General features: G+C 71.4%; 11 protein-coding genes and 1 pseudogene. 5 read left to right on the top strand and 7 right to left on the bottom strand.

The window, feature by feature from the left end; translation table 11 throughout:
* Positions 1 to 257: 257 nt before the first annotated feature.
* On the bottom strand, positions 258 to 1,307 hold the full coding sequence (locus WME76_RS03405) for a fatty acid desaturase family protein (protein ID WP_437958782.1): 1,050 nt from the start codon (positions 1,305 to 1,307) through the stop codon (positions 258 to 260).
* An 815-nt stretch (positions 1,308 to 2,122) separates the two neighbouring features.
* Here WME76_RS03405 and WME76_RS03400 point away from each other — a divergent pair.
* Positions 2,123 to 2,770, top strand: coding sequence for a LysE/ArgO family amino acid transporter (locus WME76_RS03400; protein ID WP_437958781.1), 648 nt, complete (start codon positions 2,123 to 2,125; stop codon positions 2,768 to 2,770).
* Between the two features lie 266 nt (positions 2,771 to 3,036).
* On the opposite strand, the gene WME76_RS03395 is transcribed toward WME76_RS03400, so the two are convergent.
* From WME76_RS03395 to WME76_RS03380, 4 genes are all read right to left on the bottom strand, one after another.
* Complete coding sequence (locus WME76_RS03395) at positions 3,037 to 3,633, bottom strand: hypothetical protein (protein WP_437958780.1); 597 nt, start codon at positions 3,631 to 3,633, stop codon at positions 3,037 to 3,039.
* Between the two features lie 144 nt (positions 3,634 to 3,777).
* On the bottom strand, positions 3,778 to 4,839 hold the full coding sequence (locus WME76_RS03390; RefSeq protein ID WP_437958779.1) for a hypothetical protein: 1,062 nt from the start codon (positions 4,837 to 4,839) through the stop codon (positions 3,778 to 3,780).
* The gene (locus WME76_RS03385) at positions 4,836 to 5,942 is read right to left on the bottom strand and encodes a hypothetical protein (RefSeq protein ID WP_437958778.1); all 1,107 of its coding nucleotides are present in this window, start codon (positions 5,940 to 5,942) and stop codon (positions 4,836 to 4,838) included. The genes WME76_RS03390 and WME76_RS03385 overlap by 4 nt, the downstream gene beginning before the upstream one ends.
* Positions 5,943 to 5,970: 28 nt before the next feature.
* Positions 5,971 to 7,005 carry a hypothetical protein gene (locus WME76_RS03380; RefSeq protein WP_437958777.1) on the bottom strand — a complete coding sequence of 345 codons (1,035 nt, stop codon included), beginning with the start codon at positions 7,003 to 7,005 and terminating at the stop codon, positions 5,971 to 5,973.
* Between the two features lie 335 nt (positions 7,006 to 7,340).
* Between WME76_RS03380 and WME76_RS03375 the strand changes: the two genes are divergently transcribed.
* From WME76_RS03375 to WME76_RS03360, 4 genes are all read left to right on the top strand, one after another.
* On the top strand, positions 7,341 to 8,516 hold the full coding sequence (locus WME76_RS03375) for an RNA polymerase sigma factor (RefSeq protein WP_437958776.1): 1,176 nt from the start codon (positions 7,341 to 7,343) through the stop codon (positions 8,514 to 8,516).
* A gap of 175 nt (positions 8,517 to 8,691) precedes the next feature.
* Complete coding sequence (locus WME76_RS03370; RefSeq protein ID WP_437958775.1) at positions 8,692 to 9,291, top strand: RNA polymerase sigma factor; 600 nt, start codon at positions 8,692 to 8,694, stop codon at positions 9,289 to 9,291.
* 214 nt (positions 9,292 to 9,505) lie between these two features.
* Complete coding sequence (locus tag WME76_RS03365) at positions 9,506 to 9,886, top strand: hypothetical protein (RefSeq protein ID WP_437958774.1); 381 nt, start codon at positions 9,506 to 9,508, stop codon at positions 9,884 to 9,886.
* Positions 9,883 to 10,455: a manganese efflux pump MntP gene (locus WME76_RS03360; RefSeq protein WP_437958773.1), complete on the top strand. Its 573-nt coding sequence runs from the start codon at positions 9,883 to 9,885 to the stop codon at positions 10,453 to 10,455. Before WME76_RS03365 ends, WME76_RS03360 begins: the two co-directional genes overlap by 4 nt.
* A 341-nt stretch (positions 10,456 to 10,796) precedes the next feature.
* Here WME76_RS03360 and WME76_RS03355 read toward each other — a convergent pair.
* Positions 10,797 to 11,073 (bottom strand): annotated as a pseudogene (locus WME76_RS03355) (Uma2 family endonuclease); the annotation flags it as partial.
* A 447-nt stretch (positions 11,074 to 11,520) separates the two neighbouring features.
* The gene (locus tag WME76_RS03350) at positions 11,521 to 14,946 is read right to left on the bottom strand and encodes a GAF domain-containing protein (RefSeq protein WP_437958772.1); all 3,426 of its coding nucleotides are present in this window, start codon (positions 14,944 to 14,946) and stop codon (positions 11,521 to 11,523) included.
* Between the last annotated feature and the right edge of the window lie 45 nt (positions 14,947 to 14,991).

Genomic DNA, 14,991 nt, shown 5'->3' with positions numbered 1-14,991 from the left:
AAGAACACCGCGCTTCAGGAAGCGATGAGATCCCCGCCAGGCGCACCTCAATCGCAGCAGCAAGGGTTCCAAGTACGCTACAAGAAACAACGAACGACCGCCTCATGCCCGCGGTGCCATCCCTCCGGCGCGGCGGCGACCCCTGCGCCGAACCCTGATGGCCGTACCCGACGCGGCCATCCACCTCGTCATCGCCCGACGCGGACGCAGCCCAACGAGCTCACTCGGCCGCGTGCCACTGTCTACACCACGCTGGCTCATAACGGCCAGCGCTCGAGGCTCGTCTGCACGTGTGGTCTCGAGGGGCGCAGGACGGCCGGGGCCGGCTTCCTGGACGCAGGCGCCGGGAGCTCGCGTGCAGCTTGACCCGACGGGAACCACGTCTTCACCACGGACCTCGGGCCAAAGAAATACGAGTCGCACTGGGGCCCTCCCGCGTAGCGGGCGTTGTTGAGCAGGATCCGGTGCGCCTTGGACAGGTTCACCATCGGGACCTTGGGGATGAGATGGTGAACCAGGTGGTAGTTGTCGTTGAACGGGTGCAGGAGCCAGGAGAGAGCGTTCTTGGGCATATTGCGCGTGTAAGCGATGATGGACGTGGTCGGGAGCCGCGCGTGGTCGCAGAGCTCGCAGAACGCCTGGACGCAATGGTAGGTGGTGGCCTTCGACAGCATCCAGAGCCCGAGGAAGCAACCGACCGCCGCAGCGCTGGTCACGACCCCGAGGACGGCGGAGAACGTCGCCCACCAGCCCACGATGTAGAGCCGCTGCTTGCCGTTCAGCCTGGGGAGGCTCTCGCCGACGGAGAACTTCCACATCGACCAGCTGAGCAGCATCTTGAGGTACAGGCGCCACGCGCTGCCGTTGGTGCCTCGGTCGTCCGGCGGCATGAAGTCCGGATCCTTCGCCGAGCCCAGGTGGGCGTGGTGGAGCATGTGCTTCTCGCGGTAGACGTCGAAGTCCTCGAAGGTCAGCGGCGCAAGCAGGTACCTCGCGAGCAGGTCGTTCCACCTCACGCTGCGGGAAAGGTTCCGGTGAGAGGCGTCGTGAACGAAGTTCTTCAGCGCTCGCTGCTGCGACGCCACGACGATGATGCTGACCGGGATGAACCACCACGACACGTACAGCACGACGGCCGTGGCGCCGGCGACGAGCGCCCCGATCAGGGACAGATTCATCAGCAAGATCCCGTCGCGCGGGCGGTACAGGCGGGTGATCGCCTCGAGCAGCCCATCCCGACTCAGCTCGCTGCGGAAATCCTGGCACTCCTTTGCAGGGCGAATGGTGCTCACCTTCATGTCTCCCATGTGTAAGAATTTCGAGAACAACGCGCGGCTTGGTCCGCTCGGGTCGCCTTCGCGGTCAGGGCCGCTGCCTGCTGCCGTTGCGGATCAGCCGATCATGTGGATGCGCGAGATGCCAAGTGATGAGACGCGCAATCCGGCGCACTCCTCGACGTTCAGGTGTCCTGGGTGTCAGCGCGAAACGGCCGTCGAGCACGCAGCACGCATCCGCCGCGCGTGCCATCGAGAAGGCAGTCGAAGCTCCTCTGGCGGCACGCGTCCGTCATGGACCGTGTTGGCGGACTCAGGCGTTCCTCGATTCCCCGCTGTCCGTGACCCCAGCACCCCTCCCGTCGACGGGCGCCCCATAGCAATCGATGTGCCGAACGTACCAGACCTGGAAATTGACAATTGTCGTACTCACCGTCAGGTACGGGGTTGCGTGATCACGCAACCTGTTGCGCACCAACCCTCGTGGCTGCCCTGCCAGCGCGCTGCTGCGCAGCAGGAATTCACCCTGTCACGGCGGCGTAGATGCTTGGGATGTCACGGTGTCACGACACCGAGGTCATGGCGGAGTGGCGTCGAATTCTTGGCGTCACGCCGCCAGGGTCACGGTGACACCGTGCCAGGGTCACGGTGGCACCGTGCCAGGGTCACGGTGACACCGTGCCAGGGTCACGGTGACACCGTGCCAGGGTCAGGGTGTCACGCTGCCAAGGTCACGCCTCGAAGGTGAGACCAGCGGAAGTTGCCTTGCTTTGAGTCGCGAGATGCGGGTTGCAGGGGCGGCTGCGACCGGGTACGACGCTCCTCTTACTGTTACTGGAGAGACAGGTATGGGATCGCAAATTATCGTCGCTCTGCTGGAAGGACTGGCCCTCGGCGCGAGCCTGATCATCGCCATCGGACCGCAGAACGCCTTCGTGCTGCGCCAGGGGCTTGTGCGGCGGCACGTCGGTCCGCTCGTCGCCATCTGCGCCCTCAGCGATGCTGCCCTGATCCTGGCCGGCGTGGCGGGCGTCGGCTCGCTCGTGAACTCCTCGTCGAGCCTGTTCACCGCGCTCGCCTTGGGCGGAGCGGCCTTCCTCGCGTGGTACGGGGTCTCCGCGGTGCGCCGGGCGCTCTCGCCGTCGAGCCTCGGCACGGAGCGAGGCGAGGGAGGGTCGCTGCGCCAGGCGATCACGACGGTCCTGGCGCTCACGTGGCTCAATCCCCACGTCTACCTCGACACGGTGGTGCTCCTCGGCGGCATCTCCGGTCGCTATCCGGTCGAGACCCGCGCCTTCTTCGCGGGCGGCGCGATGCTCGCCTCCGTCCTCTGGTTCACGGCGCTCGGGTACGGCGCGCGGCTCCTGGCGCCCGTATTCCGGCGGCCGTTCGCCTGGAGAGTCCTCGACAGCATCATCGCCCTCGTCATGTTCGCCATCTCCGCGCGTCTGTTCGTCGAGGGCATCACGCTGCTCAGCGCGAGGCTGAACGCCTGACCGCGGAGGGGCGCGGCGCTCGTCGGGGCCCTCAGCTCGACGCCGCGCGCCGCGCTGGTCGTGAGTGCCCGACGCGCGTCGCCAGCACGAAGCCCGCGAGGGCGAGAGGGAGCATCGCCCGCGGCGATTGCATCCAGTTTCCCGGGCGAGGTTTGCCCGCGCAAAGCCATCCGTCGATTCGGTGTAACAAAACGCCTCGCCTCCTCGGCCGCGAACGGGCCAAGGAGGCGAGAAACGCGCGGCGGGATCCCCCGCCCTCTCCGAGGCTACGCCTCGCCGGCGACGGCGTCCGGGCTCGGGCTCGGCGCCGCCTTGCGGTTCTTCTTCGTCGCGGCCCCCGCGGCGGTGTTCTTCCGCATGAAGTCGATGACCGGGGCCAGGACATCCATGACCTTCCGATCCGTCTGCGCGTGCGTCTTGGCGATGCGGTAGGCCGCATAGAGCGTCTCGCGGAACTTGATGGCGGTGTAGAGCGTCGAGTCGCCGAGCTCTCCGCCGACAGGCGCGAGGCTCTCCGCGACCTTGCTGAAGAGCAGGTGCTTCTCGATCCGCTCCCGGAGCAGCGCTGTCTCGAAGCGGTTCGGGTCCATCCCTTCGTCCTGATCGGCGAGCGACTCGAACAGCGCAGGCTTCATGTCCACCACGTCGAGCACCTTGTGCAGCATCGCGTGCTCGCCGTCGCGCAGCCGAGGCGCGGTCTGCCGCTGCTCCTTCGTCATCGTCACGAGCCCCGGGAAGAGGCCGTCGAGCTTCTCAGCGAGCTCCGCGGCCATCGCCTCGGCCTTCTCGGCGCGCGACCGGAACTCGTCGATCGGCATGTCTTCCCAGGTGGTCCAATTCGAATCCTTCTTCTTCGAGGGCATTGATTTCTCCTCCCGTACTGCGGTTGCGAGCGCACACCGTAAGATGGCGTGTCTGCACTGGCAAGCATGGCAGGTCGCCGGAGCAAGAACTCCGCGCCGCGGGGAAGGCGACCTGAGGTACAGGAGTTCACGAGCGCCGCGACGTCACGCGGGCGGCCGGCAGCAATACCTCACAAGGCCTACCGGCCTGATCTCGCCGCTCTGCTCGCCGCCTTTGGGCGCGCACTCGGCGATGCTCTCGAGGGTGTACGTCGCGCTGACGCTGCGCGGAGAAGCGCCGGGCGGCAGGTCGTGGCATCGACCGTCACCCCAGGTATCGGTGCTCGGCATCGGCTCCGTACAGTGCTCGTCGGCGTAGAAGGTGAGCGCCTGCTGGCGCTCCCAGGACCCGTTTATCCGATCGGCATCGCACGGGGAGCACCCGGCCACGCCGAGGTAGGCCTGCACGAGCTCCGGGTGGCTGCGGGGACACGCCTCGAGCTCGCCATCCGCGCGGTATTCAAGGCACTCACGGAAGCCTGGCGCCATGTCCGGGATGCAGAGGGCGTCAAGGTCCTCGCAGTCCTGGTCGAGCCTCCAGGAGCGGCTGCACGTCCGGACCATCTTTCCCCAGAGGGCGTCCACGTCGTCGAGGGAGAGCGACGTCCGGCAGGCATAGCCTACAGGCTCGGTGCTGCCCATGGCGAGATCGAAGTCCTCCGGTGGGGGCGACATGTCCGACCTCTGGGACACGCAGCTTCCGTCCCACCCGGCCGGAACGACGAACGCGCCGGCGACGAGGGCATCGTTGTAGGTGCCATCGCCACAGTGGCCACCCTTGCGGAGATCGACCCTCTCGTACCGCTCGTCCCTGTGCGGCTCGGCGATGCAGCGGGGGCAGCGGTCGATGGACTTCGGCTCTTGATAGTGGTCTCCCGAAGGAAAGTAGTTGGACGATTCACAGCTCGGCGCGTCGCGCGGCCTGCCCACCCAGAGGGCGAAGACCACGCCGTTGCTGAAGCCGTCGACGGAGTAGCTGGTGCCGTCCCACACGGGCTCTGCGCAATGCCAGGGACACGTGCCGGTGCGGGGACCAGGGCAACCCGGGCCGCGACACTGGCCGTAGTGGCACGACGCCCCGAGCAGCGCCGCTCCGGCGCCGAGCGCGACGATCGCCGCCGCCATCGATGTCACCCGGTTCCTCGTCGTCTTGATCGCGCGCGTCATGTTCCCTCCGGCAAACAGCAGGCTGTCACCTGGCCGCTCAAGCTCAGCTCGCCCACGAGCTCCCCGCCGCTCGGCGCGCAGCTCCCCGGCGCGTCGACGAGCCACGCCGCGCTCACGCTCCCGAGCGCCGAGCCCGGCTCGGCGTCGTGGCAGACGCCGTTCCCGGCGACGACGGCGGCGGCGACGAGATCGCGGCAGGCGCCGTCCTCGAACGTCGACACGAGCGCCTCGCACGTGCTCGGCGCGGTCTCGGTGCACGCGCACGGCGTGCACGCGCGGCTGTCCTCGACCTCCTCCCAGAAGGTGAGCTTCTCCGAGAAGTGGAGGCCCGCGGTCCTGTCGCTGGAGGGACACTCGGCGTCCTCGTCCTCCGCGAGGAGGCACCGGCGCCAGCCCGGGCGGAGCTCCGCCGCGCCGAGGACACAGGAGTACCCGACGGCCGGGCAGCCGTCTTCTCGCCGCGCGTAGCAGGTGGTGACGGCCTGCCCTCCTGCGTGCGCATCGCCGTCGCGCGGCACCGGGGACGTCACGACCTCGCAGGCGCGCGCGGTGACGGGCGCGATCCGGAACGAGCCGAACGCCTCGGCCCCGACCGCGCCGGGCGCGACGCACGCGCCGTCCCAGCCGGCCGGCGCGTCGAACGGGGTCAGCGTCACGCCGGGGCTGTCGTCGCACATCCAGCCGGAGCTCACCGTGAGCCCGGCCGGGAAGGCGCACGCGGGCGCGGTGCACGCGCACGGCGCGCACCCCGGATGCGCTCCCGGCGCGACGAAGAAGTCCCTGTGGGGCGGCGGGCTCATCGCCTTGCGCTGCTTCAGGTCCAGCCCCTCGGTCTGCAGAAGCGCGTCGGCGCACTCCAGGTCGTCGAGCCCTGCCTTCCTGCCGACGAGGTACACGCCCGCTCGAAAACCATAGACCTCGGTGGGGACACAGTTCCCCTCGCAGCCGCCGTTGCTGCTCCCGTCTGGGTTGATGACCTCGCACGCCAGGTACTCGTCGCAGTCGTACCCGTCGACGGCCCCGCAGCCGCTCGCCGCCGCGACCGCCGCGCCGCCCGCGCTCGCCAGCGCCGCCAGGACCCGCCCGGCCTCCCATCGCCTCATCGCCGCTCCTCCTTCTGCCCGCCGGGCCTCACCACGCCCCCCCGATCCGGACGCCGCCGCCGTGCGCCGTCACGCGCGGGACGACGCGGACGCCGCGCTGGTCCGGCGAAGGCGCCCACCAGAACGACGAGAGCGCCGCCGCGCCGACCACACCGCTCGCCACAAAGCTCGCGACCGCGATCAGGCCCAGGGCGTCGCGGGCATCGACCGCGTCCCGCAGATGGGCGCATCGCGTGTCGGGGATCGCCTTGCTCGGGCCGCACGCGTGCGCCCCGCTCTCGCCGCGTATCTGCTCGCGCAGCGTCCCGGCCTCGCCGTCCTTCACCGCCCAGGCGATCGCGAACCCCGCGCCGACCACGACGCCCGCCGACGCGAGCGCGAGCCCCCCGACCCGGACCGCCGGGCCGATCGCCGTCCCCTCGGCCCCGGGCCGCAACGCCGCCGGCCCCACCGCAGCCGCCGCGGCGCGCGGCGGTACCTCTGGCACCGACGCCGGCGGCTTCTCCTTCAAGGCCAGGCCGATCGCCGGCGTGTCCCCGCGCTGCGCCTCGAAGCGCCCCACCCCGTCCTCGTGGCCTGCGAGCGTCGCCCGCGCCTCGTGGCTGCCGGGCTCGACATAGACAACGTACGTGGCGAGCCCCTGGCCGACGCGCCGGCCGTCCATGAACAGCTCGGCCTCGGGCTCGCCCACCACGATCGCGACCGCGGCGACCTCCCGCGCGGCGCGCTGGAGCCCCTGCTGAAACCGGGCCCGCGCCCCGGCCGCGAGCGCGTCCGCCGCGTCGAGCGCCCGACGCAGGTGCTCCGCGGCGTCGCGGTATCGACGCAGCGAGAGCTCCGCCAGCCCGAGCTCCCCGGCCCAGCGAGGGTCGCCGGTCGACTCCCACGCCGCTCGATACGCCGCCGCCGCGTCCTCCCATCGCCCGGCGCGCCGCGCCTGCTCCGCGCGGCGGAGCGTCTCCGCGAGCGCCGCGGGCGAGACGCCTGGGGACGAAGCTGTCGCACGCGCGGCTCCTGAGGACGAGTCCGCCGAAGGCGAGCGCCCCGCCCCCGTTCCAGGCAACGGCGGCGCCTCGGCAAGCGCGCCGCGGCTCCAGCCTGAAGCGCACAACACGAGCGTAAGCCCCAGGCCCCTCGTCCAGCGCATGGGCGGCGAGCCTATTCAGCTCACCGATCGCCCGCAAGCACGCATCCCGGGCGCCGCGCGTGCGAGATTTTTCATGGCGAATCAGAAGATACCCACGTAATGCAGCCAGAAACCGCCCTGCCGTCGCACCTCGCCACGTCGGTTCAGCGCCTGGTGGGATCCGGAATCCACCAGGAACGCAACCTCGGCACCCCGGCGGCGCGGGAACGATTTCGAGCACCATCGAGTAACCGGCGGCTAATGAAACGGGCATGGATGCAAAGGATCCGCGCGGCGTATCCGCCGGAGCGCCGCCCACCTGGGAGACCGTCGTCCGCGAGCACCTCCGCTACCTGCGCGGCTGCGTGGCATCGGAGAGGATCCCGGAGGCCGACAGGGAGGATGTGCTTCAGGAGGTGCTGCACAGCATCTCGCGGGCCCTCAGCACCTTTGATCCGGCGCGTGGCGAGCTGCGTGCCTGGTTGAAGGCCATCGTCCACAACCATGCATCCAACTACCGGCGCCGCGCCTACCGGCGGCGCGAGCAGCCGTGGCCGGACGGGCCGCTGGAGGTCGCCGACGAGGCGCCGAGCTCCGAGGAGCGCCAGATGGAGCACGAGCGGCGGCAGCTCCTGTCGGCGCTGCTCCTCGAGTTACCGCCGGAGCGGCGCCAGGCGGTGATAGCCCACGAGCTCGACGAGGCGGGCATTCCGCGTGTCGCGGAGCAGCTCTCGATACCCGCCACCACCGCGAAGAGCCGGGTCCGCCACGGCCGCGCGGAGCTCAAGGCGGCGGCGCGCCGCTGGCAGGCGCGCCATCACCGCCGCCTCGCCGCGCTGCTGCCGATGCGCGCGACCGGTTGCTCGGGGGAGCGTTCCCGGCGCGCCGCATCGCGGGAGCACCTGCTGCAGCGCGCCCGGCGCGCGCTCCGGGATGCGGTGCGCGGCGCGCGGGCCTCGCGGATACGGACGGTCGCTCACGCCTGCACCTCGCTCGCGGTGAGCGCCTGGAGCGTTGTCCTGGCCGCAGGAATCCTGCTCGCCGGGCACGGCGGTTTTCGCTCCGGGGGCGCGGCGCTGTCGGGCTCTTCTCTCGCGGCGCGCGCTCACGCCCCATCGAGCGCGGCGCCGGCGGTGGAAGCGCGCGAGCTATCGTATCTATCCGCGGACGACAAGCTACCTTCGCCAGGAACCATGGCGGCATCGAAAGTCAGCGACAGCGCGCCTCGTCGTCCTCGAGACATGTCGCGCCCGCCGCAGCGCTGGCCCGTCGCGCCGGGCGACGAGCAGGAGCGCCTGAGGATGGCCGCCGCCGCGCGCGCCATCGGGAACGACGCGCTGGCGCGTGCGCTGCTGGAGCGGACCCGCCGCGACGTGCCGGGCGTCGCTCCCGGGTCCGACCGCGACGAGTCCCTGGCTTTCGCGACTCCCGCAGCGCGCGTTCGCTGAAGACAAGCGCCTCCACCGCGGCGACTCACGAGCATCGTCAACCGAGGGCCTCGACGCTGGTCGGCTCGACCCGCGAGCTGCGGTGTCGGCCGGCGCGCACGGCCGCCGCGTGGTTTTCACGGGCGCGCGATGGCGTCGAGGGCTCTTCGACAGACACGACTTGCCGAGGTCCGGTATGCAGACTCGACGCCGCACGACCACCGCTGTCCACGAGCGCAGCGCTCCCCGGCGGCGCCGTCCGTCGTTCGCCAGCCACCCCGCGATCCGCATTCCTGTGGAGCGCATCATCGCCGAGCGCCCCTGGATCGCCGCGCTCGTCACCGCCGGCGGTGTATCGCCCCGCGACCGAGAGGACGTGGTGCAGGCCGTGGTCATGGCCGCATGGATGGCCGTCGAGGAGGGCCGGTACCGCCCGGACCCGTCCGTCGATCCGCGGCGAGCGCTCCTCGGCTGGCTCCATGGCATCGTCTGGCGCAAGGTGGGGCACCACTGCCAGCGCGCCTGGGTCCGCCGGGAGATCCCGGTGGCGGACCCGTGGCGCGTGCAGCCGGAGCCGCCGCGGGACGACGAGCTCCGCGTCGCGGCGCGCGAGCGCCTCCTCGCCGTACGCCTGGCCCTCTCCAGGCTGCCGCAGCGCGACCGGCAGATGCTCGCCCTCTGCGCGGCCGGCCATGGCGTCTGCGAGGTCGCCCGCACACGCGACATGCCGAACTCGGCGGCGGTGCAAGAGATCGGCCGAGCTCGAAGAAGGCTGCGCGTTCTCCTCGGCCGTTGAATACCAGCGACTGGCAGCCGAGGAGGTGAGCTGCCCGGGCCGGTCCAGTCGCCCTGGAGGTGGCGACCATCAATCGCTCCACGGTTGCCCCGAACCGCTTCATCGCTGCCCCGAACCGCTTCATCGCTGCCCCGAACCGCTTCATCGCTGCCCCGAACCGCTTCATCGCTGCCCCGAACCGCTCCACCGTCGCCCTTTTCGCCTCACACCCCGGGTGGCCCCCCCCCTGGAGCCGCAAGGGCAGCATGACGCCTGGCAGGAGCCACCGCGCGAGTTCGTCGTGCAGGCGAACGTCCGCGGCCGCGACGTGAGCACCTGCGTCAACGAGGCGAGAGCGAGGCTCGATCTGGAGGTCGAGCTCCCGCCGGGCTACCATGACACGAGAGACGTCATGACAAGCAACGCAACGGCCAGACTGCTCGACAAGAGGCACTCCCACGATCGCGGCACCGAGATGCCCTCCCCCGAGGCGAAGACGCGCCGAGGCGTCGCGCTCACGTTCGTGATGACGGTCGTCGAGCTCGCCGCTGCACGCGCGGCGCACTCGAGCTCGCTCGCCCTGGACACCGATGGCCCGGCGGCGGGGGTATCGTGAGCTTCGGCGCCATCTTGCTCCTCGCTCTCGGCCTCGCCATGGATGCGACGGCGGTCTCGGCCGCGCGGGGGCTGGCAGTCCCCGAGATCCGCGCACGGCACGTCGCGCTCGTCGCGGGTTTCTTCGGCGGGTTCCAGGCGCTCATGCCCTTGATCGGGTGGCTCCTCGGCGCACGTGTCGGGCCCCTCGTGCAAGCGTGGGATCACTGGATCGCCTTCGGGCTCCTCGGAGCCATCGGCGGCAAGATGCTGTGGGAAGCGCGGGCCAGCGCTGACGACAAGGACGATGACGCCCCGAAGGACCTGTTCGCCCTGAAGGTCATGTTCGTCCTGGCCGTGGCGACCAGCATCGACGCGCTCGCGATCGGCTTCACCCTTCCGATGTTGAATGCGCCTCTCGCGCTCTCCCTCGTCACCATCGGGATCACGACAGCGGTCCTGAGCGCGATCGGCCTCTACGCCGGCAGGCGCTTCGGAGCGATGCTCGGCAAGCGGCTCGACGCGGCTGGCGGCGTCGTGCTCATCGGCCTTGGCGTGAAGATCCTGATCGAGCACCTGCAGGCGACTTGAGCGCTGTCCCCTGGCTTCGGCGTGGCCGGCCTCGCAACGGGCGGGCAAGTCCTCCCCCCTCGAGGCGCTCGCTGGCGTCGCGCTGGTAGCAAAAAAATCCAGCGAATCTAACCGGTTGCACGCCGGTGCTGGCGGTGGTCGCCGTCCGCCGCCTGGGCTGCGCCGGGTTCGGCGCAGGGAGCTTGCTCGCGGTGCTCGGCGCGCTGGCGGCCGGCGCCGTCGTGGCCGTGCCGCTGGCGGTATGCCTGATCCGGAGCGGCGGAGCGGCGCCACCCGAGGGCCTCGACGTCGGCCGCCGCCGCTCCGCGGAGCGTGCGGCCAAGACCGCCGTGATCGCCGTTCTACGGCGCCCAGAGCACGGAGAGGTCGAGCTCGATGGCCTCGAAGGGCGCGAGGCGGACGCGCGCGGCGTCGCGGTGGACCGGGCCGCGCTCCCACCCCGGGCCAGGGACGAGAGAGAAGGTCTCGAGCGTACGCTTGACCGGATCAACGAGCCAGGCGTGCCGCACGCCTTCGCGTGCGTACACGGGCATCTTCTCCTCGCGATCGACCCGCTCCGTCGACGGGCTCAGGACCTCGCAGATCCCAATCCGGGGCGAGTGGGAAGTAGGCCGTCTCCATCGAGGCCAGCCTCCGTGCCGCGCGACGCGGAGAGCGACGCCTTCCATCAAAGAAGCATACGTTCCCAGATATCAATCATCCTGTTCTCTGCCGGTCTTCCATCACTCCCCCCTGCCACGCCCACCGCTGCCGCCGGATCCCCCCATTCATCTCTTCAACGGACGTCCAGGCGTGAGCGCCGGGGTGGGGCTGTGCGCGGCAGCGCGCGGGGGGCGCGGTGGAGCACCGAACGAGGTGCAATAAGGTCTCCGCGGGCTCCACGTCTCAGGCGCGCCTTGTGTGGCGCGCGACGAAACGTCTCAGATGGCATGGCCCGAAGTGAGACATGCCGGGCGGTGTTCCCATGCGCAAGCTCTCCCGCCGCCCGTCTTGGCGGATGGCCGAGCGCCCCCCGCGCGCTGCCGCGCACAGCCCCACCCCGGCGCGTGCCCCCTGGAACCTCCGTCACTCCTCCCGGGACCACGGCAGCAGCCCCGTCGCGAGGCTCTTCACCGCCGCCGCCAGTTCGATCGGCTCGATCGGCTTGGGCACGTGCATCTGGTAGCCCGCCGCGAGCGCCCGCACCCGGTCCTCGGTCCGCGCGTACGGCGTCAGCGCCAGGGCCGGCGTGCGCCCCACCTTGCGCGGCAGCAGGTCCCGCACCTTCCGGATCAGCGAGTAGCCGTCCTCCCCGGGCATCCCGATGTCGACCACGAGCAGCGCCGGCTCCGACGTCTCCAGCAGCTTCAGCGCCTCGGTGCTCGACGTCGCCGTGCTGACCTCGGCACCGCAGCGCCGCAGCACCGACGAGAGCATCGCCAGCGTGTCGGGATCGTCGTCCGCGATGAGCACGCGCACGCCGGTGAGCCGCGGGAACGGGTTGCGCGGGTCGGGCGCGATGCCGGCGCTCGTCAGCGCCGTCGCCGTCGCGCCCGTCGACAGCGGGAGCTGCACCGCGCACGTCGTCCCGCGCCCGGGGCCGGCGCTCGTCATGCGCACCGTGCCGCCGTGCAGCCCGACCACGTGCCGCACGATCGACAGGCCCAGCCCGAGACCGCCGTGCCGGCGACCGCTGGGGTTGTCCTCGTGCCGGAAGCGCTCGAAGACGTGCGGGAGCTGATCCGCCGAGATGCCCTCCCCGTCGTCGATCACCTTGACCTCGGCGAAGCGCTCGTCCTGCGAGAGCTGCACCTGAACCAGGCCGCCCGGCCGCGCGAACTTCACCGCGTTCGAGAGCAGGTGCCACACCACCTGCTGGAGCCGCGCAGGATCGCCCTCCACGAACACGCCCTCCGGGTCGAGCCGCGTCTCGATCGCCACCCCCTTGCCCGCCGCGGAGGGCAGGATCGACTCGACCGCGGTCTGCACCGGCAACGTCAGCTCCACCGCCAGCCGCTCGATCTTCAGCGTGCCCGTCACCACCTGCGAGGCGTCGAGCAGCTCGTCGATGAGCGTCACCTGGTGCTCGGCGTTGCGCTCGATCGCCGACAGCGCCCGCGTCTCCGCCACCCGGTCGAGCGAGCCCGCCTGCATCATCCTCGCCCAGCCGAGGATCGCGTTGAGCGGCGTGCGCAGCTCGTGCGACACGGTCCCGAGGAACTCGTCCTTCAGCCGGTTGGCGTCCTGCACCTCGCGGTAAAGACGCGCGTTGTCGAGCGCGAGCGCGGCGCGGTGCGCGACCTCCTCCGCGAACGCGACGTCCGCCCGCTCGAAGAACCGGCCGGACTCGGACGACACGAGCGAGATCGCCCCGAGGATGCGCCCGCGCGCCCGGAGCGCCACCACGAGGTACGAGAGCGGCGCGAGCGCGCGGTTCGCCGCGGCCTCCTCCGTCGTCAACGCCTCGTGCAGCAGCACGTCGCCGCGCACGTCCGCGTAGAGCTCCGACCGGCCCGTGCGCAGCACGCGCGCCACCGGGCCGGGCTCGCCGTCGACGCGGCTCGGGTGGAAGTAACGGAGCAGCGGCTCCTTCAGCGGGCTCACGTGCGCGACCGCGACGTGGCGCAGGCCGAGGCCGTCGTCGATGTCGACCAGGCAGAAGTCGGCCAGCATCGGGAGCACGAGCCGCGCGAGCGACTGGAGCGTGGCCGTGAAGTCCAGCGACGCGGCGAGCGCCGTGCTGACCTCCGCGAGGAACGCGAAGCGGCGCGCCGCCTCCTCGGCCTCGGCCCGCGCCGCCTGCACGCGGATGAGCCGCGCCCGCTCCTCCTCGGCCCGCTTGCGATCGGTGATGTCGCGGTGGATGCCGACAAGGAACAGCGGCCGGCCCTCCTGATCGTGCACGGCGTAGGCCGTGACCTCGATCGGCACCTCGGAGCCGTCCCGCCGCACGCACGGGACCTCGCCGACGAACGTGCGCGAGTCCTCGATCTGCTGGAGGATCCGGCCCGTGGTCTCCTCCCGGACGTCCTCGCGGTGGAGGAGCGCCATGCTCTTGCCGACGATCTCCTCGGAGAGGTAGCCGAAGATCGACTCGGCCTCGCCCATCCAGTAGCGGATGTTGCCCTCGACGTCCGTCACCAGGATCGCCTCGGGCATCTGCTTGAGCACCTCGTGCGAGAGGTGCATCGCCTCCTCCGTCTGCAGCGCGGAGAGGCGCGCCCGCTCGAGCGCCTGCGCGCTCTGCTGGACCAGCGCGAGCATGAACGCCCGGTCGTCCTCGGTGAACGACTGCGGCGTCGGGAAGCCGAAGCCCACCGCGCCGAGCACGCGCCCCTCGAGGAAGAGCGGGATCGCGGCGTACGCGTGCTCGCCCGTCGTGGCGCAGCACGCCGCGAAGCCGGGATCGAAGTCGCCGAAGCGCTCGTCCGAGCCGAGGAAGATCGGCTGCCGCTCGCGGACGGCGCGCGCGAGCGGCAGCTCCGCGTTGAGATCGTAGCTCTTGAAGCGCGCGACCTGCGCCTCGAGGTAGCCCGTCGAGCGCACGGTCTCGAGCTCGCCGCCGAGCCCGGCGCGCAGCGCCACCATGCCCGTCATCGCGCCGGCCGCCGCGACGACGTCGCTCGCGAGCACGCGGAGCACCGCGGGCGGCGTGATCGCGTCGGACAGCGCGGCCGTGACCGCGAAGAGCCACGCGGCCCGGTCGGCGCTCCGCTCCGCGGACTGCCGCGCCTCCTCCGCCTTCCGGTAGAGGTAGGCGTTGTCGAGCGCCAGCGCCACGCGGTGCGCGAGCTCGGCCGCGAGCACGAGGTCGTCGGCGGAGTAGACGCGGTTCGACTCGGAGACGCCGAACGAGAGCACGCCGAGCTTGCGGCCGCGCGCGATGAGCGGCACCGCCATCGCGGAGCGCGTGCCGAGCTGCTCGAGCGCGGCGGCGCGCTCGGCGGCCTCCTCGCTCTGGCCGCCGTCGAGCTCGTGGAGCAGCTCGGACTCGCCGCTGTGCAGCACCTTCGCGATGCCGAGGCGCTCCTCGGCGTCGGGCGCGATCGCGCGCAGGAGCCCCTCGCGCTCGGGGTTCACGTGCTTCGCCGCGACCCGGCAGAACCGGCTCCTCGACGCGCCCGGCGGGCCCGGGCGATCGGAGCCCGCGGCGTCGGCCGCGGCGCGCTGGCGCCGCGCGGCGTAGATGCCCTGCGGGGGCGCCGCGTCGCCCGCGTGCGCCCCGGGCGCGAACGGCAGCGCGTCGCCGTCCGACGGCGGCGGCACGGAGCCGACGAGGCCCATGGTGTCCGCGGCGCCGCGTTCGATCAGGTCGACCGTGCACCAGTCCGCGAGGAACGGCACCGACAGGCGCGCGAGCCGCTCGAGGATCGTGTGCGGATCGAGGGATCCGGTGAGCTGCTCGCTCGCGTCCGCCAGGAACATCAGCTCATTATGGATCGCTCCACCGCGGGGCTGCTTCAGGACCTGCCACACCGTGGCGGCCTCGCTGGGGTTGCCTTCACGCTCCATGATGGTCGACGGCCGGCCGCATGGTAGCGAGGCGCGATCGCAGAA

This window comes from Sorangium sp. So ce119, assembly GCF_051524405.1.
Taxonomy (GTDB): Bacteria; Myxococcota_A; Polyangia; order Polyangiales; family Polyangiaceae; genus Sorangium; species Sorangium cellulosum_G.
Note: the sequence above shows the minus strand (reverse complement) of the source record. Positions and strands in the feature narration are given on the sequence as shown.

Coding starts and splice junctions, on each gene's coding strand:
- WME76_RS03405 (WP_437958782.1), bottom strand. CDS start 1,307: ATGGGAGACATGAAGGTGAGCACCATTCGCCCTGCAAAGGAGTGCCAG.
- WME76_RS03375 (WP_437958776.1), top strand. CDS start 7,341: ATGGATGCAAAGGATCCGCGCGGCGTATCCGCCGGAGCGCCGCCCACC.
- WME76_RS03370 (WP_437958775.1), top strand. CDS start 8,692: ATGCAGACTCGACGCCGCACGACCACCGCTGTCCACGAGCGCAGCGCT.
- WME76_RS03395 (WP_437958780.1), bottom strand. CDS start 3,633: ATGCCCTCGAAGAAGAAGGATTCGAATTGGACCACCTGGGAAGACATG.
- WME76_RS03350 (WP_437958772.1), bottom strand. CDS start 14,946: ATGGAGCGTGAAGGCAACCCCAGCGAGGCCGCCACGGTGTGGCAGGTC.
- WME76_RS03390 (WP_437958779.1), bottom strand. CDS start 4,839: ATGACGCGCGCGATCAAGACGACGAGGAACCGGGTGACATCGATGGCG.
- WME76_RS03385 (WP_437958778.1), bottom strand. CDS start 5,942: ATGAGGCGATGGGAGGCCGGGCGGGTCCTGGCGGCGCTGGCGAGCGCG.
- WME76_RS03400 (WP_437958781.1), top strand. CDS start 2,123: ATGGGATCGCAAATTATCGTCGCTCTGCTGGAAGGACTGGCCCTCGGC.